The sequence below is a fragment of the Pontibacter vulgaris genome (genome assembly GCF_022758145.1).
GTDB lineage: Bacteria > Bacteroidota > Bacteroidia > Cytophagales > Hymenobacteraceae > Pontibacter > Pontibacter vulgaris.
In genome coordinates this window covers 565,682-586,773 of record NZ_JAJVDH010000003.1, presented here as the reverse complement: position 1 = coordinate 586,773, position 21,092 = coordinate 565,682, and the positions used below count along the sequence as shown (strand labels likewise).

The window sequence follows — 21,092 nt, the reverse complement described above, 5'->3', positions numbered from 1 at the left end:
GCGGTGGATTTCTGATATTTAAAGTGAATAATTGGGAATCTCCGTCTTGTGAAAAAATATTGTGTATTTCTTTTTCTTATGCTCCTCTTCAGCCTGTCTGTATCGGCTCAGGTTAGGAATGAGGGTATCCCTTACATTCGAAATTATAAACTTACAGAATACCAGGCATCACCTCAAAACTGGTCTGTAGTGCAGGACCATAGAGGCATTATGTACTTCGGTAACAATTATGGTGTGCTGGAGTTTGATGGTAATTACTGGCGTCTGTTAGGGCTTCCAAACAGATCCATTGTAAGGTCGCTTGCTATAAGTAAATCCGGTAGGGTATATGTTGGTGGCCAGAACGATTTTGGCTACCTGCAGCCTGACAAGCAGGGCATGATGGCGTTTGTTTCGCTTAAAAATGCCATCAAAGGCGATGATCGTAACTTTGCCGATGTATGGAACATTTATACCCACGACGATGAAGTTTTCTTTTGTACAGTATCCGGGATTTATCACTATAAGAACGAAAAGGTAAAAGTATACCGGGCACCAGCTGACCCATCTGGTTTTCCTTTTTATGTACAAGGCCGGTTTTTTGTGCCGGTTCTGGGTAAAGGGCTTTATGAGTTAAGGGATGAAAAGCTAACACATGTACCCGGCAGTGAGAAAATTGCATCCTATAGTATAGCCTCCATACTTCCCTACCCGGGCGGTAAAGCCCTCATTCTTACCGAAGAAAATGGCATTTTTATTTATGATGAGTACAGTGGCTTTAGCCAGAGCAACTGGGGCATAGAAGATTTTCTTAAGAAAAATAAAATAAACATCGCCACAACGCTAACTGAGGGTTACGCAATTGGCACCACCTTGAACGGTATCCTTATAATTGATACAGATGGCATACCACGCCAGCACCTTAACCGCGAGCGGGGGCTACAGAACAGTACAGTCCGCAGCATTTACCAGGATAAGAAAGGCAACCTGTGGCTGGCGCTTAACAACGGTATAGATTTTATAGAATCAAATTCTCCTTTTACACTTTTTGATACCCGTATGGGAGTGCCGGGAACGGCCTATACTTCGTTATTTGATAACAACAAGTTATACCTTGGTACCAGCGACGGGCTTTTTTATAAACAAGTATCTGCGCAGGAAAACCCCCTTAATCCCATACCGCTTCAAGGCATTGCAAATTCGGAGGGGCAGGTATACAATCTGCAGAAAATAAATGGCAAGCTTCTGCTGTCTCATCATAAAGGTCCTTTTGAAATAATCGATAACAAGGCCGTAAAGCTATCGGAGCACCAAGGTTCTTGGATGTTTATGCAGCTCAAAAAGCATCCGGAATATATGGTATGTGGCACTTACTATGGCTTGCTGCTCTACAAAATGGTGAATGGCCAGCTAGTGTTTCAGCGCAAGTTGGAGGGGTTCAACACATCAGCGCGGATAATGGAAGAAGACAGCGATGGAAACATCTGGGTTGCGCACGGGTATGTTGGTTTGTTCAAACTTAAGTTAGCTGATAACCTGCAGAAGATCGACAAGGTCAGTTTTTATAACCAGAAGCATGGCTTTCCATCTGATTTAGGTATCAATGTATTTAAAATAAACGGGAGGCTGGTTTTTACCGGCCTGAGCGGAGTTTATACTTACAATAAAAGCACCGACCGGTTTGAAATTTACGATGAGCTGAATAAGCACTTCGATAAGACCAAACAAGTACGCAAACTTGTTGAAGATAAGGAAGGAAATATCTGGTTTTCGGCAGGTAATGAAATGGGCTTTATCCGGAAACTCAGCAACGGTAGCTACGAAACAATTAAAAACGTTTTTAATAAACTGGAAGGCAAACTGGTTGGTGGCTTTGAACACCTGGCTTATTATAATAACCAGCATGTGCTGATAGGTATAGATGAAGGTTTCGTGCACTATCGGCCTACTTTTCTGCAGAATAATATCCTGGAAGATAAATTCAATGTGCTGGTACGGCAGGTAAAAGTTACGGCACAGGCCACCGATTCACTTGTTTACGGTGGCGCTAACCCAGGGCAGGAATCTGGCGCAAAACAAGTGTCATCCTTTCTGTACAAGTTTAATTCGCTTAAATTCACGTATGGGGCCATTGTTTATGATGGTATTGAACATGTGCAGTACCAATACTACCTCGAGGGGTTTGATGAAGGCTGGTCACCGTGGACGAATGCCCTGCAGAAAGAATATACCAGTTTAAGAGAAGGCACTTATACTTTCCATGTAAGAGCGCGTAACATTTATAACCAGGAGAGCGAAGAGGCAACTTATACTTTCAGGATATTGCCCCCTTGGTACCGGTCTGCCTGGGCTTATATGGTGTATGCACTGCTTGGTGTCTTTGCAATTTTCTTATTGAGAAAGATAATCAAAATACGCATCAGGAGAGCGGAGGAACAGCTGCAACAGGAGCAGGAAAAAGCCCTTAAACTCAAAGAAGCACAGCACAAAGAAGAAGTACTGAAAGCAGAGAAGGAAATTATCCGGCTGAATAACGAAAAACTTGAGCACGAACTCAATCATAAATCGAGAGAACTGTCGTCTTCGGCGATGCACGTGATGCAGAACATGGAGGCTGTTTATAAAGTAAAGAACCAGCTGGAAGAGGTAATGGAGCAGGTTTCTGATAAAGAAACCCGGCACCAGCTGAGGAAAATCTTACGATCGGTGGATGAGGAAATAAAGATTGAGAACAATTGGGAGCAGTTTGAAGCGCATTTTAACCAGGTGCACCAGGATTTCTTAAAACGTCTGAGCATTGACTATCCGGATCTGACACAAAAAGACCTGAAAATGTGCGCGTATTTACGCCTGAACCTGTCCAGCAAAGAAATAGCCTCTCTGTTAAAGCTTTCGCTTAGAGGCGTAGAAACAAGCCGGTACCGCATCAGGAAAAAGATGAACCTGGACCAGGATGTGAGTCTTACAGAGTCTATACTTAAATATTAAACACATTTATACTCAAATAAAAAGGGATAAGCCACTTCAGGCTTATCCCTTTTTATTTGAGTTGCTTACAAATCTCTCACCTATTCAGCAACTATACATGCAGCTTAAAGTACGTTGGGGTTTAAAGTATAAGGGTTAGTTTTTTCCAATTGTATTATTGCCCAGAAGCATAAACTTCTTTACCTGGTCGCCAATTCTGATCTCGAATTCGCCGGCTTCCGTTACTTTTTTGCCATCACGGTTAATATAACTCAGATCATCAGCAGTTAAGGTAAAGGAGAGTGTTTTGCTTTCCCCTGGTTCCAAAGTTATTTTTTCAAAGCGGCGAAGGCGTTTCACATCCGGTGTAATGCCAGTAGCATATAAGTCAGAAGTATAAAGGTGTACTGCTTCTTTGCCAACCCGTTTGCCTGTATTGGTAACCTGGATGCTTACATTGATCGGCTCATTCATCTGCACACTTTCTTTGCCAAGGGTAAGGTTGGCATACTTGAACGAAGTGTAGCTCAGGCCGTGGCCGAACTCGTACTGCGGGTTGTAGTCGGCCTCGTAGTTATAAACGCCTTCCGCTTTGCGTTGCTCTGCAGATGGTTTGTGTATAAAAGGTACCAGGGCATTTGGGTAACGCGGGTAGTTGTAAGGCAATTTGCCGGATGGGTTTACATCGCCGAACAACACATCAGCCAGTGCGTCGCCACCATAATTACCTGGCTGGTAAATCTGAACAATTCCCTTCATTTGCTGCTCAAAGCGGCTGATCACGCGCGGCCGGCCCTCGTTCAGTACAAGTATGACCGGTTTACCTGTGGCTGCCAGCTTTTTGGCCAACTCTGTTTGCAGGTCAGAAATGTAGATGTCGTTGATGTTACCGGGAGTTTCAGTAGAGGTATTTTCACCCAGGCAAAGTATAATTACGTCTGATTTTCTGGCGGCTGCCACTGCAGCGTCCATTTTGTCGGCAAACTCGTCGTAGTAAAAGCCGTCCATTTTGTAGCTCACGCCCGGTACATAGGTTACGTTGCCAGCGCCAATCTCTTTCTGCACAGACTCCAGTATGGTGTTATACTTGCCTGCAAACTCTTCTACTTTCTCGCCCTGCCACGAGTAAGTCCAGGCACCGTTCAGAGTGCGCATGCTGTTGGCATTCGGGCCGGTTACCAGCACTTTCGTACCCTTTTTCAGAGGCAGTACATTGTTCTCGTTTTTGAGCAGCGTGATAGATTCGGCAGCCATCTGGTATGCCGCGTCTTCATGTTCTTTGCTGGCAAATTTAGGATAGTCTTTCGGGTCGGTAGTTGGTTTCTCGAACAGGTTCAGGTTATACTTTACACGAAGTATGCGACGAACAGCGTCATCTATTCGCTCCTGCTTTACTTTACCTTCTTTAACCAGTTCTACCAGGCCGTTGCAGAAAGGCTCATACTGGTACGCAATCATCGACATGTCCACACCTGCATTGATGGCCAGCATAATGGCATCTTTCATAGTGGCAGCTACTTTGTCGCGGGTGTGCAGGTATTCGATATCACCCCAATCAGTTACTACCAGCCCTTTAAAGCCCAGTTCTTCTTTCAGAAGTTTGGTCAGGATGTCGTGGTTAGAGTGCACCGGTACCCCGTTGATGATTCCGGAGTTGATCATGATTGTCTGAGAGCCTGCTTCTATGGCTGCCTTAAAAGAGGGCAGGTGGTATTCGCGAAGTGCCTCTTCTGAGATATAGGTTGGCGTTCTGTCTTTTCCGGAAGTTGGTACCTGGTAGCCCAGAAAGTGTTTCATACAAGAAGCCACATGCTCCGGATGGCCAATTGAGTTGTCATCACCTTCATAGCCTTTGATCATTTGTACACCCAGCTCTGAGGTTAGGTATGGGTCTTCGCCAAAAGATTCGAACTGGCGCGAAAAGCGTGGGTCCGGGGCAAGATCGAGCACTGGAGAGAAGTTCCAGGGAATAGAGCTGGCGCGGGTTTCGTATGCTGTGATCTCGGCGCCACGTCTAACCAGCTCTCTGTTGCGGCTTGCTGCCTGGCCAATCTGCTGCGGAAACATGGTGCCACCCGCCGTATAAGTAGCACCGTGTATCTGGTCCAACCCATAAATAACAGGAATCTTCATGCGCGTTTTGTTCATCGCCATCTCTTGTATCTGGCTGATGATTTTGTACCACTGTTCCGGGGTACGCGCCCGGTTGTTAGCTGTATTCAGCACCGAGCCGATCTTATAATCAACCAGTGCTTTTCGTAACTCGACTGTGTCCAGATTTAGCGGCTCGTAGCTGGAGTACCTGTTGTCGCCTTTGCCTACCACGTCCAGTGTAATCTGTGCCATCTGGCCAACTTTTTCTTCCAGCGTCATTTTGCTGAGCAGGTCTTCAATTTTCCTGTCTATTTCCGATGCATTCCGGTCTGACTGTGCAGTAGCGGCTGACTCTTCAGAAGGAGCGGTTACTGGTTTCTGTGTCTGGCAACCGGAAAGTATAGTATAAGCTAACACGGCTGTGAGCGTAACATTTTTTAATTTCATGTAGCTGGTCTATTGTTGGGTATTCGTTTTGTTTTCTATCTGTATTACTGGTGGTAATCTTCTGGCTGAGCCGGTAACTTTAAGGTTTTATACTTCCTGTATCCTTTCCCGAAAGAGCAGAAGTGATTGCTCTTACCAGCGTTGAAACTCTTTTCGTGCCGGATTAATGTGCCCTTGCGTCTTACCATATATAAGTGCCAACTGCCCCTTTATTCAGGGTGGTGGTAACTATTCTGCCTTTGTAGCGGATGTTGAAATTTTTAGCGGCCTGGCCTTCATTCAGAACGATCAGGACCTTATCTCCATTAGGTGTTTTAAAGGCCACATTCGGCAAAGAGCCGGGCAAGTTAGAGCCAATTCTTACAGAGCCAGGCCTGACGAACTTGGACGCGTGTGCAATGATGTAATAAGCCGGGTTCCGGGTTATGCCTCCATTTAAAGTAACTGCTCCAAGGCATTCTGTGCAGCCGCCCTCGGTGTGTGGGTCCTGGTTCTGATCTGCTGCCAGATTCCATTCCAGCACAGTTTTGCACCAATTGCGGGTAGCGCCTATAGTCAGGTTTTTGGTATGCCAGGCTAAATCGCCGGCAAGGTTACCTGGGGCACCTACCCATTGTTCTGTAAAGTATAAATTCTTGTCAGGATGTGCCTGGTGCACATGTTCCAGGGCATCAATGGAGCCTCCGTAAAGGTGAAAGGCAGAGCCATCAATATACTTTCTGGCTTCCGGATCATTAAGAATGCTGATCGGGTAATTTATCTGATCGGCATTGTGATCGTAGATTATGATCTTGGTAGCAATTCCGGCAGCCTGAAAAGCAGGGCCTAAGCTTTTTTTAATAAACTGTGCCTGCTCCGTGGCCGGCATCAGTAGGCTAGGGTTGTTACCGGGGTGCAATGGCTCGTTCTGTACCGTTATCGCATCAATCCGAATCCCTTCAGCTGCCATACCTTGTACATACTTCACAAAGTATCTGGCATAAGCATCATAAAACTCTGGTTTCAGGCTGCCGCCTTTAGAGTTGTAGTTTGTCTTCATCCAGGTCGGAGGGGACCAGGGCGAGCCCATGATCTTTATTTGCGGGTTAATAGCCAATATCTCTTTTAGCACAGGTATCAGGTTTGCCCGATCCGGATCAAGACTAAACTTTGTCATTTCAGGGTTTGTTTGCCCGGCAGGCAGATCATTATAAGAGAAAACACGGCTATCCAGGTCAGAGGCGCCTATACTTACCCTCAAAAAGCTGACGCCTATATTATTGCCATCTGTAGCAAAAAGCTCCTCTAGCAGGGCGGCCCGTGCAGACTTAGACATTTTGTTGATGAGCATAGCACTGCCACCTGTTAAAGTATAGCCAAACCCGTCTATAGTCTGGTAAGTGGTTGTGGTGTCGATGTCGATGGTCGGGTGCTGGTTTTCTACAGCTCCAAAAGCAAGCTTAGTGTTTTGCTGCTGAAACAGAATTGATACAGCGGGGTCAGTAAGCCAAAGCGCCACTTCCTCAGTTGTTTGTATATCCTTTCTGCCGTCTCCAGTATTATTCTCAGAGATTTCCTTTTTGCACGATAGAAAAGCAGGAAGCATTAGCAGCAGCATCCAGGGCTTCAGCAAATAGTTCGCAGCAGAGTATTTCATGTTGTTAAGCTTGGTTAATTATATTGGGGCACTGAATTTATGGGAGCTAAGTCTTACTTTTCAATCATTTTGTACACCCTTACATAATCTACTTCCATAGTTTGGGGGTAAACACTTGGGTCAACTCCTTGTGCGCCGCCCCAGTTGCCGCCCACGGCCAAGTTTAATAGCAAATGGAATCGTTTATCAAATGGCCATTCTTCGAAGCCTTTTCCGCTGTTTATAAATTCGAAAACAGGCAGATCATCGATGTAGCCCCTTACAGCATAAGGTGTCCAGTCGACGCGGTAAAGGTGGAAAGCTGTGCTGGCTGTTTCGATCACTTTACTCTTGCCTTTCTGGGTATTTTTGCTGTGGTTAAAGGCTTCGGTGTGTACCGTAATGTGAACGTTGTTCTGGTCGTAGCCTACATGCTCCATAATATCGATCTCGCCGGATTTTGGCCAGCCGCCGTAAGCCCAGTCAGTTGGCAGCATCCAGATGGCGGGCCAGGTGCCTCTGCCTGTAGGTAGCTTGGCTTTTATTTCAAACCTGCCATATAAGAAGTCGCCTTTGTTTTTGGAAACCAGCCTGGCTGAAGTATACTCTTTCCCTTCTTTGTTCTCTTTTCTGGCAGTTATTTTAAGGGTGCCATCTGCTACATTGGCGTTGCTGGTACTATTGGTATAATACTGCAGTTCGTTGTTGCCCCAGCCGGTTCCGCCAATGTCATAACCCCACTTGGTCTCATCTGGCTTGCCTGTATAATTAAATTCTTCTGCCCAGACAGGAGCATTTTCGAACTTCCAGTTCAGGTCTTGAGGCGCTTTCGGCTGAGGTATGTATGGTTTAGGCGTTTCTGTTGTAGAGCATGAAGAAGCTACCAGCGAAAGAAAAAGAGAAGTGGCTATAAATAGCATATTCGGTTTTTTTAAACGGCTTATAAAAGGCATAGAAATTCGATGGTTGATTGTCCAACCTGATATTAAGTATGAAAAGGCAATTAAAATAAGCCGGAACCATTGTAGCTCCGGCTTATCTTAATTGTGACATTATTCTAGTCTGAAATCATCAAGGAAGAAGATGCCCGGAATAAAGTTACCTTCGCCGCCAATCTGTATCACAATCCTGTCAAGGTCTGTTCTGGCAGCATGAGGGCCAAAATCAAAAGTAAGTTCTACCCACTTGTCGGTTACAGTTACAGCTTGTTTTACTTCCGCCTGGTTTGCCCATGGCTGGGCAGCCGTACCATCCTGTAGCTTTACAGATACCTGTTTCAGCAAATTTTTATTAGCCCAGTCTTCGCCGGCAGCCGTTACATAATCGTTATAGCCTGGTATGTATACTTTCAGTTTAAAAATATGGCGCTGGCGCAGGTCCAGTTTGTGTGCAAAATCAGTGAACATGTTGGCAAACTCATAAGGCTGGCCATCCTGCTTTACATACATGGCTACCTTGGCTGAGGTGTTAATCGGAACCGGGGCAGGGTTGTCGTAGCTCTCGTTTAGCATCAACGTTTCTTTCTTCCAGGTTACATTACCGTCTGTGTCAAAGTTGTCATAGATGTCAGTGATCTTGTATGGCTTGGCTTCTACTGGTCTGGTGTAACCTTTAGGTGCCAGGCGGTAAAACCAGGCGTTGCCCGGAACACCTTTCTGAGAGCTCATCAGGTATAATTCGTTCTCGCTTAGCGCCAGGATCTGGTATTTAGACTCTCCCACATAGTAGCCGATAAAGCCGCCATTAGAAATGGTAAGGAACTTCTTGCCATTCTCTTCTGTAATGCTCCACGACATATTCGTAGGAGGGGTATAATTTACCGTTACATCGGAGGATGCGTTTGTTCCGCCTATACCAGAAGCATAGTCTTTGTTAGAGTAGGTATCGCCGTTGTTGTTGTAAGTATAAGAGAAGCCTTGCAGTTTGAAATTCATTTCATCATCATACAAGCCTACGCCTGCTTTCTCGTTGGCACCAGCAGCCCACCAGTTAGCTGATGGGTTGGGAGCTGTCGCGTCACCTACACCAAGGTGTCCTTTTGCATCTTTCTCAATCACCCAGGTTTTGCCATTGGCTGCATCTGCACCACCTGTCAGGAAGTTATAATCTTCTCTGTTGAGCATAGAAACATTGGTTTCAGCAATGGAGATTGTTTTTGTATTAGAGGCGTAGCCGCCTTTTGTAAAGATGGTGAGCCTTACAGTATAGCTGCCTTCAACAGGGAAAGAACCATTCACCTGGTTGCCTTCTGCGGTGGTACCGTTTCCAAAATCCCAGATAGCTTTAAATGCCCCCGGAGTTTGGTTGGTGAATGTGATGATGTTAGCATTGTTTGTGGTAGAAGTAGCCGTGAACTGCACTATATCTGATTGTGGTTCCGGGGCTAAACCGCCGTCCATTTCATCGGGCGTACACGCGGCAAACAAAGTTGCCATCAGTGCCATCGCCAGGTAGGAATAAACGCTGGATAAAAATCTATTGTATTTCATGATTTCTTCTGATTAAAGTAAATAACCTTGCTTTTATCTGTATTCAGGGTTCTGAACCAGTTTTGTGTTATTTAATTCCCGCTGAGGTATTGGCAACACCTCATGTTTGCCGGCAACAAAGCCCATAGACCCCAATACGGTTGCTGCTCTGCCTGTTCGTACTAGGTCGTAGAAACGGTGGCCTTCGGTTGCCAATTCCAGTCTTCGCTCTTTATAAATGTTATCCAGTGTAGCAGCAACCGGAGCCAGCTTAACACGGGCACGAACAGCATTTAATAGCTGCCCTGCTCTGTTGGCATCTCCACCTGCCTGCACCAACGCCTCAGCTTCCATCAGGTAAGTGTCTGCCAGTCGGATCTCGATATAATCGTTCGGGTAGTTCAGGATCACGTCGCCACCTCCTTTGCTTAGCCATTCTGTTGTAGGCGCGTACTTTTTAACAAAGTAGCCGGTGTCGTCAAAGCTGGGCTCGTACGTTGCACCATCTATACTTTTAATATCAAGTACAGTATGCTCATAACGAGGGTCACCTTTCAGTGCATTTACCAGGTCCAAGGTAAGGGGATTAAAGCCCCAGCCAGCTTCGTAAGTTGGCCCGGAATAACCTCTTGGGCCGAACATCAGCACGGCGACGTTGCCTTCAAAGTTTGGCCAGCTGCCCCAGCCGCCATTGCCCAGCGAAGTATGTACAATCTCGAAAATAGACTCGCTGTTAAACTTGTTGGCAGGGCTAAAGATGGCGCCGTAATTATCCAATAATCTGTAACCATACATGCTTGTACCACCTGGGGTGCCGTTTACATCTGCAAATTGAGCAGCCGCTGCCGACCATTTTTTCTGATAAAGCAATACTTTACCCAGCAATGCTTTAGCCGCACCCTGCGTAACACGGCCACCTTCTGTTGAGGCAGGTACAGTTACAGGTAAATTAGGTATAGCTTCAGTTAGGTCTTTTTCTACCTGGGCATACACCACTTCCGGCCCAACCTGCTCCTGGTTAAACAATTCTGATGTTGCCAGGGGAGCTGTAAATAGTGGCACATTTTTGAACAGGCGCACAAGGTCGAAGTAATAATATGCGCGCAGGAATTTAGCCTCAGCTACATATCTTTTAGCTACAGATTCGGCTAACCCTGGTACACCTGCCTCTACTTTAGAAAGTATAGTGTTTGCCCGGGAAACACCTCTGAAGTTTCTGTTCCAGTATTCTTCCTGAGGGCCAAGAGCTGGATTGAGGGTAAACCTGTTCCATACCTGCCAGGTGTTCATGTCAGAAGGACCGCCACCACCTGCGTGTGCATCGTCGGAAGCGGCGTTAACAGCTCCGAAATTGTGGTAGGTATTGCCAGCCTGCCACCCGAGTGGGTCATAAGCTGCAACTAAACCTGTAAAAGCTTCTTCAGGCGTTTTATAGTAGTTACTTTCCAGGATAGTGCCTTTTGGGTCAACCTCTAAAAAATCATCTTTACAAGAGCTAAGTATAGGTAGACCTAATGCAAAGAGTGCAGTATATATGATGTATTTTCTTTTCATCTTTCTTTTTATTTAAGAATACCTACCTACTAAAAACCTACATTTACACCAACCATAAATGAGCGCGCCTGCGGGTAAAATGCACGGTCTATACCCATAATGCTGCCGCCTATTTCAGGGTCGTAGCCGGTATAGTTTGTGAAGGTTACCAGGTTGTTGCTGCTTACATAAAAGCGGGCTTTCTGAACGGAAACTTTATTAGTTAGAGAGCTTGGCAGTGTATAACCGATCTGTAAGGTTTTGATTCGGAAATAATCACCATCTTCTAAGTAGAAGTCTGAAGGATTTGAGAAGTTCCTGTTAGGGTCGTTGGTAGAGAGCCTTGGATACTCGTTTGTAGAGCCTTCGCCCGTCCAGCGGCCTAAAGCATTGGACTGCCAGTTCGCATTAGTTATTTCCAGACGACGTAATCCCTGGAAGATTTTGTTACCTGTAACACCCTGACCAAACATAAGCAGGTCAAAGTTTTTCCAGGAAGCAGTCATAGTTACACCAAAGGTCCAGTCGGGTAGTGGCTTACCAAGAACCATTCGGTCGTCATCATTTATCTGGCCATCGTCGTTCAGGTCAACCCAGCGGAAATCGCCAGGCACGGCATTGGGCTGTATTTTCTGGCCGGCTGAATTAACGTAGCTGGCAACTTCTTCCTCATTCTGGAAAATACCGTTTGTCTTGTAGCCGTAGAAAGCACCAAAAGGCTGGCCTACGATCATACGGTTCAGTCTGCCATTAAATGTCTGGATACTGGCGCTTCCATCTTCTGTAAAATCCTTGCCGCTTTCAAGCGAAAGAATTTCATTTTTCACATAAGAGGCATTTCCTGAGATACCGAAGTTCACTTCTCCGAATTTCTGGTTGTAACCCAGTTCCAGTTCTATACCTCTGTTCTGCATGTCGGCAATGTTAGCCATTGGGTTTCCGGTAGAACCTACATAGCCAGGCAGTTCCAGTGGTCTTAAAATTCCCGAAGTTTTCTTGTTGAACCAGTCGAATGTTAAATTGAAGTTGCTAAACAAGGTTGATTCGAAACCGATGTTAGTTTGTGCAGTTTCTTCCCATCTAAGGTCTGGGTTGGCTGGCGCATTCGGGCTGTAGCCTATCGTATAGCCTTCGTAGCCAAAGGTATAGTTTCTGCCAGCCCCGATTGTAGGCACAAATCCAAAGTTTGCGGTATTATCGTTACCTACTACACCGTAAGAACCTCTTATTTTCAGGAAATCAACTACTTTGTTTTCTGGCCAGAAAGCCTCTCTGGATGTTACCCAACCTACTGAAACAGATGGGAAATAACCGTATTGATTGTTAGAGCCAAATCTCGAGGATCCATCTCTTCTGATAATACCTGTAAATAAGTATTTTTCATCATAATCATAGGTTACACGCCCAAACAGGGAGCTGATCGTATGTGCGATTCCATCATAAGCACCGGCTGTAATGCTGGTAGTTGGCACAGGTAAGTTAAAAGAAGCATCGTCGAAATTAGTAGCCGGAATGGCATTGTAATTAAGGCTTAGCCCGCTTGTTAAGCCATCTCTGTAGGCACCCTGGCCAACCATAGCACTAACATTATGGCTGCCAAATTCTTTAGAGTAAGAAAGGATGTTCTCGATGTTATAATCTATAACCTGATTTCTGTCGCGGCTTCGGGCTGTTTGCTGGCTTGTTGTAGATGCATTCAGATAATAAATGGGTCTGAAACTTTCGCCACCCCAATAGGCAAGTTTGCCACCCAGCGTAGAACGAAACTTAAGCCCTTTCAGCGGTTCAATTTCTGCGAAGGCATTACCTACTATATTATCAGACCAGCCATAGTTACCTAACTGCGTTTGAATATAAGCTAGAGGGTTAGTCATTTCCTGCTGCACCGTGGTGGATATACCATAAGGGTAGCCCTGCCCATTTCGTATAACTGGTTGCTTGTTATAGATGCTGCTCGGGTCATCCAGTATAGCCGGATCTGTTATAAGAACAGGTGTAATAGGGTCGAGGTTGATTGCAGAGTTAAGCGGACCACCAAACTCGGTGTTAGGGTTAAAGCCGCCCTGGGTCTTGACATGGGAGTAGCCAAGTGTTTGCCCTAAAGTGAGCCATTTGGCTACTTTGTGAGTAGAGTTTAGTCTTACATTGTGGCGTTCAAAGTTAGAAATTGCACTTAATACAATTCCTTCCTGGTTCAGGTAACCATAAGAAGCATAGAAAGTAGAAACATTGTTGCCTCCACTTACTGCAAGGTCATGGCTTTGAATGCGGGCGTTATCATTAAAAACATACTTCTGCCAGTCCGTACCTTCGCCTAAGGAGCGAGGATCTTCATAAACAATGTCACCACCGCCTCCTACAGATGCCTCGTTGCGTAGCGTAGCATATTCCGTTGCATTCAGGAGATCAAGTTTTCTTGCAGGAGCCTGTGTTCCAACATAACCATTATAGTTTAAGCGGATGCTTCCTTCTTTACCCTTTTTAGTTGTTACTAAAATAACGCCGGCGGCTCCACGAGTACCATAAATAGCAGCAGAAGCCGCATCTTTCAGTACTTCGATGGATTCAATATCCGACTGATTCAGGTAATCTATACCGCCATTTACCACCACGCCGTCCACTACATAAAGCGGACTGTTGTTATTTAAGGTAGTAATACCTCTTACCCTAACCGTAGATTCGGCGCCCGGAGCACCTGAGTTTGAAGCAACCGTTACGCCGGATGTTCTGCCCTGCAGGGCTTGTTCTACGCGCGTGATCTGCTGGTTTTCCAGATCCGAAGATTTAACGCTGGAAATGGCGCCCGTTACCACGCTTTTCTTTTGCACACCATAACCGATAACTACCACTTCTTCGAGCGATTTCGCATCAGTCTGAAGTATAATATTAAGCGTAGTTCGGTTGTTAACAGGAACTTCCTGCGTTACATAACCAATGTAAGAGACCAATAATACTCCTCCTGCATCGGGTACCTCTATAGAGTATGTACCTTTTACATCTGTAATGGCACCTATAGTTGTCCCCTTTAAGGAAACACTTGCTCCAATTAATGGCTCCCCTGTTTCAGAGGTTACTTTGCCGGTTACTGTAATAGCAAAGCGCCTTTCTTTTGTGAACTTTACTTTGCCAGGATTGCCCGCATAGGTAGAAGCTTGGATGCTGACAACCATGGAAAGACAGCCCACAGCTGAGTATAAATATTTTCTCATAAGAAGGTGTTGGTTAGGTTAGAAGTAAAACTCATTTTACAGGCTTAAGAACTAGAGGTTTTAAAAAATAAGTAACTTATATAATCGGAATTTAGGAGCGGTTTTTATGCGACTGTTTTGAGAAATCAATGACTAAAGTTTAGTTGAAGTATAGGTCCACTGCTATGTGATATAATTTTACTCTAATTAGGCTGAAGCATAACAAAAAGTAGCCACATCATAGCTACTTTTTGACTACGTCATAACTACGTCACTTAAAATTAAATATGCCTAAGTAGTTTATCCATAGCTATTTATGGTGTAATGTTTAGCCTTGCTTTATTACCTGATATCGCTGGTCTTTAGGAAAATTAAAGTGTTGTGGAATCTGACATAGTGGCCTGGATTATGAAGAGCTGAAGGATTTTGAATAATAAATCTGGGAAGCTATGTTACACCAGCTCAGCACCGATGTTAAGATCATACTTAGCAAAGACCTGCGGGAGTTTTACGAACTGCAAAAGTACTTAGCGCTCGATACGATTGGTGTTGTTTACGACCTCAGGTATGAGCAGTTTGGCAAGTATGTGCCTGCTTTTATTCCTGCCTACTTTGATGCCCTTATTTTCTTGATGATTCAGAAGCCAAACTATACCCTTTGTTTATTAAGCAGTGATGTACTTTATCCCCGTTGCACCAGAAAAGCTAAGTATGTAATATAAACAAGCAGGAAAATAGTGCCACTTAGGCGGCCTATAGAATTTTTATGGCGTCCCAGCGGCATTGTAATAACCAAAAGGGTACTGGCAAATATCATCATTACAATGTCTGCATTTGTTACTACATTAAAAGGTAGCGGGTTTATTAAGGCGCTTATACCCAATATCCAGAGCAGGTTAAAAATGTTAGAACCCACTACGTTGCCAACTGCAATATCAATGTTTTTGCGAAAGGCAGCTAGTGCAGATGTTACAAGCTCAGGTAGCGAGGTGCCAATTGCTACTATGGTTAAGCCTATAAAAGATTCGCTCAGGCCAAAGTTTTTCGCAATCCCTACTGCGCCGTCTACAACCCATTTACCTCCTATAAACAGCCCGCCTGCTCCCAGAAGTATAAAAAATATAGCCTTCCATTTAGCCATCAAAGGCTGCCCGTTTTCACCTTCTTTAACTAAAGTATCGTTGTGTGTGTGGGCAATGTTATAAATGTAAGCCAGAAAGAGCATCAGGAAGAATAGTAAAATCAAGCCATCTACCCGGCTGATATAGAGCTGGTCGTTCTGTTCATCAAATAGTGCGGCATTAGCTAAAAAGCCAACAAGCAATGTAGCAATCAGTGAAAATGGAAGCTCAGTCAGTACTGTATTCCGCCTGATTGGCAAAGGGCAGATCAATGCCGTTATACCAAGTATGAGCAGCAGGTTAGCCACATTACTGCCAAATACATTACCTATAGCCAGTTCAGATTTACCTTGTATACTTGCCAGTATATTCACTACCATTTCTGGCAAGGAGGTGCCAAATGAAACAATGGTCAGGCCAACTACTATTTCTGGAATTTGGAAATGCCTGGCAAGGGCAATTGCACCCGATACAAGTATGTCTGCTCCTTTTATTAGCAAAATGAATCCTAGTACGAACAGAACATAGAGGAGCATAAAGGTTAAGGCTGCTGTTGTTTAGCACTACGGGTAAAACGGGTAGTGGGCTGCCTTATAAAAAAAAACGGCCACCTGAAGATTTATACTTCAGGTGGCCGTTTCTATACTTTAAAAGCCGTTACGCCATGTTATGGTATACAGCCTGCACGTCATCGTCTTCTTCTATTTTTTCAATCAGGTTCTCGATTTCCTCTTCCTGCTCTTCGGTAAGTTCGGTACGAGTATTAGGGATGCGCTGCAATTCGGCACTTATAACATTCAGGCCTTTTTCTTCGAGCGCTTTTTGCATCTGGCCGAAATCAGTGAAAGCAGTTTCTACAATAATCTCGTTCTCATGCTCGTAAATATCTTCTGCACCAAAGTCGATTAGCTCCAACTCCAGTTCTTCCACATCCAAACCTTCGGCAGCGATCTTAAATACACCTTTGCGGGTGAAAATAAAGTCCAGAGAACCAGTTTTGCCTACTGCACCACCTGCACGCGAAAAGTATACGCGCATGTTTGCAATGGTACGGTTAATATTATCTGTAGCAGTTTCTACAAGTATAGCAATACCATGCGGGCCATAGCCTTCATATACTACCTCTTCGTAATCTTTTTCGTCTTTAGAAGAAGCACGTTTTATGGCAGCTTCTACTCTGTCTTTCGGCATGTTAACGCCTTTGGCGTTTTGCATAGCCGTGCGGAGGCGGGCATTTGTTTCCGGATTAGGTCCACCTTCTTTAACAGCTATTACTATTTCTTTGCCAAGGCGGGTAAAAGCCTTCGACATTTTATCCCATCGCTTAAACTTACGGGCTTTCCTAAATTCAAATGCGCGTCCCATTTTATGTCTGGTTATGTGTATGTGCAAATTTAGGCAGCTTGTACGTAAATTGGTAGTATAGCTGATAAAATTGCTGCTTTTTGGAAAGTATAATTACAGAAACTTTATTTTACGAAGTATATGCTTAAAGTATAACCGCGGGCTGCTCGCTAAGTATGGTTTATACTTAGCACAGGTTCGCCTATAGGTTCCTTCTAAATTCAGTAAGGGAACGCTGTACTATAAGTTGATAATGAAATAGATAAATTACCGCTGAGCTTTAGCATTATTTTTTGCCAGGCACATGAAAATCGGAAATGCGCAGGTGGTGCTGGCAAAAACTATACTCGTGCAGAATGTTAGAACCTACAATAATAAGGCGATCCGCCTTATTTTGATCTACATGCTCTTGGTACCAGCTTACGCCTTCCTGGTCAAGGTTAGTAGTGGGCTCATCGAGAAGCAGCAGGGAAGTGTCGGAGTAAATAGCCAGCCCTAATTTAAGGCGTTGCTTCATACCCGAAGAGAAATCTTTTACAAACTTGTTGCGAGCTTTCTGCAATCCCATCCGATCTATTAGCTCCCCGGATTTGATGTTATTGCGCAGCGGCCTGAATTTAGTATGAAAATCCAGCATTTCCAGCAAGGTAAATTCCTCTACAAGCTCCAGGTAAGGTGCTGTTATAGACAGATAGCGGAAAACTTCTTCTGACGGAATGATTTTATCTCGCAAAGTATAGGTTATACTTCCTTCGCTGTGCAGGTTGTGGCCGGAGATAATGGTAAGTAAAGTGGATTTTCCGGATCCGTTATGCCCAAGTATGGCATAGGATGAACCTGGTTCTAAAGTATAGTTCAGGTTCCGGAAAATCCACTCGTAATTGTATCGTTTACCTAAGTTGCTTAGGTTAATTTGCATCTTTAGAAGAGTAGCTCTTAATAATACCGCGGCCGGAGTTACGCAGGAAATTCAGGATCTCATCACGCTCGCGGCTTGGCGAAAGCTCCAGCTCAATCTTATCCAGCGCTTCAGTGTTGTTATAACCACTCATGAACAGGATGCGGTAGATCTGCTGAATCTCATTTATCTGCTCGCTGGTGAAGCCTCTGCGGCGCAGACCTATAGAGTTTACACCTGCATAAGAAAGCGGCTCGCGTGCAGCTTTTACATAAGGCGGTACATCTTTGCGCACCAATGATCCGCCCGAGATCATGGCATGAGGACCAATTTTTACAAACTGGTGAACAGCACTTGAACCACCAATAATGGCATAATCGCCCATCTCTACGTGGCCTGCCAATTGCACAGCATTAACCACGATGCAGTTATTGCCAATAACACAGTCATGTGCCACGTGAGCATACGACATGATAAGGCAATTATTACCTATCACCGTTTTTAGCTTATCGATGGTGCCACGGCTTATAGTAACACACTCCCTGATAACCGTGTTATCGCCGATTACCGCAATAGTGTCTTCGCCTGCAAATTTCAGGTCCTGTGGTACTGAGGAGATAACTGCACCAGGAAAAATTTTGCAATTTTTGCCGATACGGGCACCTTCCATAATAGTCACGTTCGGGCCTATCCAGGTGCCTTCGCCAATTTCTACGTTTTTGTAGATCGTCGAAAAAGGCTCTACTACCACATTGTGTGCTATTTTAGCCTCTGGGTGGATGTATGCTAATGGCTGGTTCATGCGTTTTTCTTTACTATACTTGCCGACATTTCCGCTTCCATTACCAGTTGGCCATTAACAAAAGCCTGTCCTGACATTTTGGCGATTCCACGTTTTATGGGAGCCAACAGTTCACATTTAAAAATAATAGTATCTCCAGGAATTACTTTGCGCTTAAAGCGGCATCTGTCTACTCCTAAGAAGTATGTCCAGTAATCTTCCGGATTTTCTACTGTATTTAATACAAGTATACCACCTGTTTGCGCCATAGCTTCGATCTGGATCACACCCGGCAACACAGGGTTACCCGGGAAGTGGCCCTGGAAGAAAGGCTCATTCATAGTCACGTTCTTAACGCCCGTTACTGTGGTTTCGTCTAAGTGGATGATTTTATCGATCAGCAGGAATGGATAACGGTGCGGCAACGTAGCCGAAATCTGGTTGATATCCATTACCGGTGGCTTCTTAGGGTCGTAAGTTGGTACATTCTTGATAGAAGCTTCCTGTATCAGTTTTTTTACACGCTTGGCAAAAGCAATGTTTGCCGCATGGCCCGGGCGTGCAGCCAGTATCTGGCCTTTTATTGGCCTTCCGATCAGGGCAAGGTCGCCCAGAAGGTCAAGAAGCTTGTGGCGTGCCGGCTCATTTTTAAAGCGCAGCTCAGTGTTGTTCAGGATTCCTTCTTCCTTAACCTCTACCTTTGGCTTATTAAGCAATTCAGATAGGTAAGAAAGCTCATCATCTTCCACTACACGGTCTACTATAACTATAGCATTACTCAGGTTGCCGCCTTTGATAAGGTTTTGCTTAAAAAGTGCCTCCAGTTCGTGCAAAAAGCAGAAAGTACGGCAAGGGGCAATCTCATCAACAAACTGGTTAAAGTCTGTTATAGATGCATGCTGGCTACCAAGTACAGGTGAATTATAGTCTACCATTACCGTCAGACGGTAGTCATCCAAAGGCAAAGCCGCAATCTCTACGCCACGTTGCTCATCTTTATAGCTAAGGCCTTCTGTAATCTCAAAGTAGTTACGTAGCGCGTTCTGCTCCTGTAAACCAACTTCAAGCAATGCTTTTGCAAACTCGATAGATGAACCATCCATAATCGGAGGCTCCGGGCCATCAAGCTCAATAAGTACGTTATCAATCTGCAAACCAACTAGGGCTGCCAGCGTGTGCTCTACTGTATTTACGCGCGCGCCATTTTGTTCAATGGTAGTGCCGCGCGAAAGATCCACCACATTATCAACGTCAGCGTTTACAATCGGCTGACCCGGTAGGTCAATGCGCTGAAACTTATAGCCATGGTTAGCAGGCGCAGGTTTAAAGGTCATGTTAGAAACCACGCCTGTGTGCAAGCCAATGCCCGATACTGTAACCGGACCCTGAATGGTATGCTGTTTGTAATTCATTAACGTATCCGTCGTGTTGTTAAATGCTTGTATATGTGTTACAAGGCTTAGCTAGGCTGGTGCGTTCTCTGTTTAAAGTACACAGTTGCTCACGCTATGCGTCTGCAAACTTAATGTTTTAAATTTGCAGACGCCACTTTTATTTTTGCTGAAGCAATGAGATGTGATGATTGGTAGCTTATTGTTGGCCTTTAAGCTCCTCTAACTGGCGCTGCAACTCAGGTAATTTTCTGAATACAGTCATAGCTCGTAAATTTTCCTTGTAATCGAATGCAGGGGAGCCCTGTATGATCGTACCCGGGTTTTTTACTGTTTTGGAAACGCCTGATTGTGCTCCTATAGTTGTTTTATCAGCAATTGTAATGTGGCCAACTATACCTACCTGGCCAGCAATAACACAATGGTTGCCAATTTTAGTAGAGCCTGAAATGCCTGCCTGGGCGGCAATAACGGTATGTTCTCCAATTTCCACATTATGAGCTATCTGCACCAGGTTATCAATTTTAGTGCCTTTGCCAATAATAGTAGACCCCATGGTTGCGCAATCTATAGAAGTGTTGGCTCCTATGGATACATCATCTTTAATTACTACATTTCCAATCTGGGGTACTGTTTTGTAGCTGCCATCTGCCTGTGGGGCAAAGCCAAAGCCATCGCTGCCAAGTATAACTCCTGCATGAATGGTGCAATTACTGCCAACTACTGTGTTTGCATATAGTTTAGCGCCAGCAAAAATGGTAGTATTATCGCCTATTACTACATTATCGCCGAGGTATACCTGCGGGAAGATGCGCACATTGTTACCAATTTTGCAATTATGGCCGATGTATGAGAAAGCTCCGCGATAATGGTTTTCGCCAATCTGGGTGTTTTCTCCCATAAAGCTAGGCTCCTCTACTCCAACCTTAGACGCTATTAGTGCAGTTTGGTAATATTGTAAGAGGGTTGAAAAACTGGAATAGGGATCTGCCACACGAATAAGCGCAGCCGATACTGGTTTTTGTAGCTCCAGGCTTTCAGAAACAATTACGGCGCTGGCACCGGTGGTATAAAGATAGGGTTCATACTTGGGATTAGATAAAAAAGCGAGAGCGCCTTGCTGGGCTTCCTCTATTTTAGCTAACGTGCTGACCTTTACCAGATTGTCTCCTTCTACTTTCCCTTGTAAAAGGTCCGCAATTTGTTGAACTGTAAATTCCATTCTGTAAAATTTGAGCAAAAAATAAATGCTTCTTGTTTCGGGCT

At 44.7% G+C, this 21,092-nt stretch carries 14 protein-coding genes; 2 read left to right on the top strand and 12 right to left on the bottom strand.

Annotated features, from left to right (window positions below; genetic code table 11):
• The first annotated feature begins 78 nt into the window (after positions 1-78).
• Positions 79-2,967: a two-component regulator propeller domain-containing protein gene (locus LWP20_RS07800; RefSeq protein WP_242927563.1), complete on the top strand. Its 2,889-nt coding sequence runs from the start codon at positions 79-81 to the stop codon at positions 2,965-2,967.
• Between the two features lie 135 nt (positions 2,968-3,102).
• Here the strand turns inward: LWP20_RS07800 and LWP20_RS07795 are convergent, their stop codons facing one another.
• The 6 genes from LWP20_RS07795 to LWP20_RS07770 form a co-directional block, all read right to left on the bottom strand.
• Positions 3,103-5,487 carry a glycoside hydrolase family 3 N-terminal domain-containing protein gene (locus LWP20_RS07795; RefSeq protein WP_242927562.1) on the bottom strand — a complete coding sequence of 795 codons (2,385 nt, stop codon included), beginning with the start codon at positions 5,485-5,487 and terminating at the stop codon, positions 3,103-3,105.
• Positions 5,488-5,668: 181 nt separating this feature from the next.
• A complete protein-coding gene (locus LWP20_RS07790) occupies positions 5,669-7,123 on the bottom strand; it encodes a glycoside hydrolase family 30 protein (protein ID WP_242927561.1) in 1,455 nt (484 codons plus the stop codon).
• Between the two features lie 53 nt (positions 7,124-7,176).
• A complete protein-coding gene (locus LWP20_RS07785) occupies positions 7,177-8,022 on the bottom strand; it encodes a glycoside hydrolase family 16 protein (RefSeq protein WP_242927560.1) in 846 nt (281 codons plus the stop codon).
• 132 nt (positions 8,023-8,154) lie between these two features.
• Positions 8,155-9,591 (bottom strand): PKD domain-containing protein, encoded by a 1,437-nt coding sequence (locus LWP20_RS07780; protein ID WP_242927559.1) that lies wholly within the window; start codon positions 9,589-9,591, stop codon positions 8,155-8,157.
• Between the two features lie 33 nt (positions 9,592-9,624).
• Complete coding sequence (locus tag LWP20_RS07775; protein WP_242927558.1) at positions 9,625-11,124, bottom strand: RagB/SusD family nutrient uptake outer membrane protein; 1,500 nt, start codon at positions 11,122-11,124, stop codon at positions 9,625-9,627.
• A 29-nt stretch (positions 11,125-11,153) separates the two neighbouring features.
• The gene (locus LWP20_RS07770; RefSeq protein ID WP_242927557.1) at positions 11,154-14,312 is read right to left on the bottom strand and encodes a SusC/RagA family TonB-linked outer membrane protein; all 3,159 of its coding nucleotides are present in this window, start codon (positions 14,310-14,312) and stop codon (positions 11,154-11,156) included.
• A 428-nt stretch (positions 14,313-14,740) separates the two neighbouring features.
• On the opposite strand from LWP20_RS07770, the gene LWP20_RS07765 reads away from it, so the two are divergent.
• Positions 14,741-15,013 carry a hypothetical protein gene (locus LWP20_RS07765; RefSeq protein ID WP_242927556.1) on the top strand — a complete coding sequence of 91 codons (273 nt, stop codon included), beginning with the start codon at positions 14,741-14,743 and terminating at the stop codon, positions 15,011-15,013.
• Here the strand turns inward: LWP20_RS07765 and LWP20_RS07760 are convergent.
• The 6 genes from LWP20_RS07760 to lpxD all read right to left on the bottom strand — a co-directional run bounded on the left by LWP20_RS07760 (position 14,974) and on the right by lpxD (position 21,048).
• Positions 14,974-15,948: a calcium/sodium antiporter gene (locus LWP20_RS07760; protein WP_242927555.1), complete on the bottom strand. Its 975-nt coding sequence runs from the start codon at positions 15,946-15,948 to the stop codon at positions 14,974-14,976. The genes LWP20_RS07765 and LWP20_RS07760 overlap by 40 nt on opposite strands.
• Before the next feature lie 121 nt (positions 15,949-16,069).
• On the bottom strand, positions 16,070-16,777 hold the full coding sequence (locus tag LWP20_RS07755) for a YebC/PmpR family DNA-binding transcriptional regulator (protein ID WP_242927554.1): 708 nt from the start codon (positions 16,775-16,777) through the stop codon (positions 16,070-16,072).
• Positions 16,778-17,042: 265 nt separating this feature from the next.
• A complete protein-coding gene (locus LWP20_RS07750) occupies positions 17,043-17,675 on the bottom strand; it encodes an ABC transporter ATP-binding protein (protein ID WP_242927553.1) in 633 nt (210 codons plus the stop codon).
• Entirely contained in the window at positions 17,665-18,456 is a 792-nt protein-coding gene (gene lpxA / locus LWP20_RS07745) for an acyl-ACP--UDP-N-acetylglucosamine O-acyltransferase (protein ID WP_242927552.1), read from the bottom strand. Before lpxA ends, LWP20_RS07750 begins: the two co-directional genes overlap by 11 nt.
• Positions 18,453-19,847, bottom strand: a complete 1,395-nt coding sequence (locus LWP20_RS07740; RefSeq protein ID WP_242927551.1) for a bifunctional UDP-3-O-[3-hydroxymyristoyl] N-acetylglucosamine deacetylase/3-hydroxyacyl-ACP dehydratase — start codon at positions 19,845-19,847, stop codon at positions 18,453-18,455. The genes lpxA and LWP20_RS07740 overlap by 4 nt, the downstream gene beginning before the upstream one ends.
• Positions 19,848-20,025: 178 nt before the next feature.
• A complete protein-coding gene (gene lpxD, locus LWP20_RS07735; RefSeq protein ID WP_242927550.1) occupies positions 20,026-21,048 on the bottom strand; it encodes a UDP-3-O-(3-hydroxymyristoyl)glucosamine N-acyltransferase in 1,023 nt (340 codons plus the stop codon).
• Positions 21,049-21,092 lie beyond the last annotated feature (44 nt).

Coding starts and splice junctions, on each gene's coding strand:
- LWP20_RS07765 (WP_242927556.1), top strand. CDS start 14,741: ATGTTACACCAGCTCAGCACCGATGTTAAGATCATACTTAGCAAAGAC.
- LWP20_RS07760 (WP_242927555.1), bottom strand. CDS start 15,948: ATGCTCCTCTATGTTCTGTTCGTACTAGGATTCATTTTGCTAATAAAA.
- LWP20_RS07800 (WP_242927563.1), top strand. CDS start 79: ATGCTCCTCTTCAGCCTGTCTGTATCGGCTCAGGTTAGGAATGAGGGT.
- LWP20_RS07770 (WP_242927557.1), bottom strand. CDS start 14,312: ATGAGAAAATATTTATACTCAGCTGTGGGCTGTCTTTCCATGGTTGTC.
- LWP20_RS07795 (WP_242927562.1), bottom strand. CDS start 5,487: ATGAAATTAAAAAATGTTACGCTCACAGCCGTGTTAGCTTATACTATA.
- LWP20_RS07775 (WP_242927558.1), bottom strand. CDS start 11,124: ATGAAAAGAAAATACATCATATATACTGCACTCTTTGCATTAGGTCTA.
- LWP20_RS07785 (WP_242927560.1), bottom strand. CDS start 8,022: ATGCTATTTATAGCCACTTCTCTTTTTCTTTCGCTGGTAGCTTCTTCA.
- LWP20_RS07755 (WP_242927554.1), bottom strand. CDS start 16,777: ATGGGACGCGCATTTGAATTTAGGAAAGCCCGTAAGTTTAAGCGATGG.
- lpxD (WP_242927550.1), bottom strand. CDS start 21,048: ATGGAATTTACAGTTCAACAAATTGCGGACCTTTTACAAGGGAAAGTA.
- LWP20_RS07750 (WP_242927553.1), bottom strand. CDS start 17,675: ATGCAAATTAACCTAAGCAACTTAGGTAAACGATACAATTACGAGTGG.
- LWP20_RS07780 (WP_242927559.1), bottom strand. CDS start 9,591: ATGAAATACAATAGATTTTTATCCAGCGTTTATTCCTACCTGGCGATG.
- LWP20_RS07790 (WP_242927561.1), bottom strand. CDS start 7,123: ATGAAATACTCTGCTGCGAACTATTTGCTGAAGCCCTGGATGCTGCTG.
- LWP20_RS07740 (WP_242927551.1), bottom strand. CDS start 19,847: ATGAATTACAAACAGCATACCATTCAGGGTCCGGTTACAGTATCGGGC.
- lpxA (WP_242927552.1), bottom strand. CDS start 18,456: ATGAACCAGCCATTAGCATACATCCACCCAGAGGCTAAAATAGCACAC.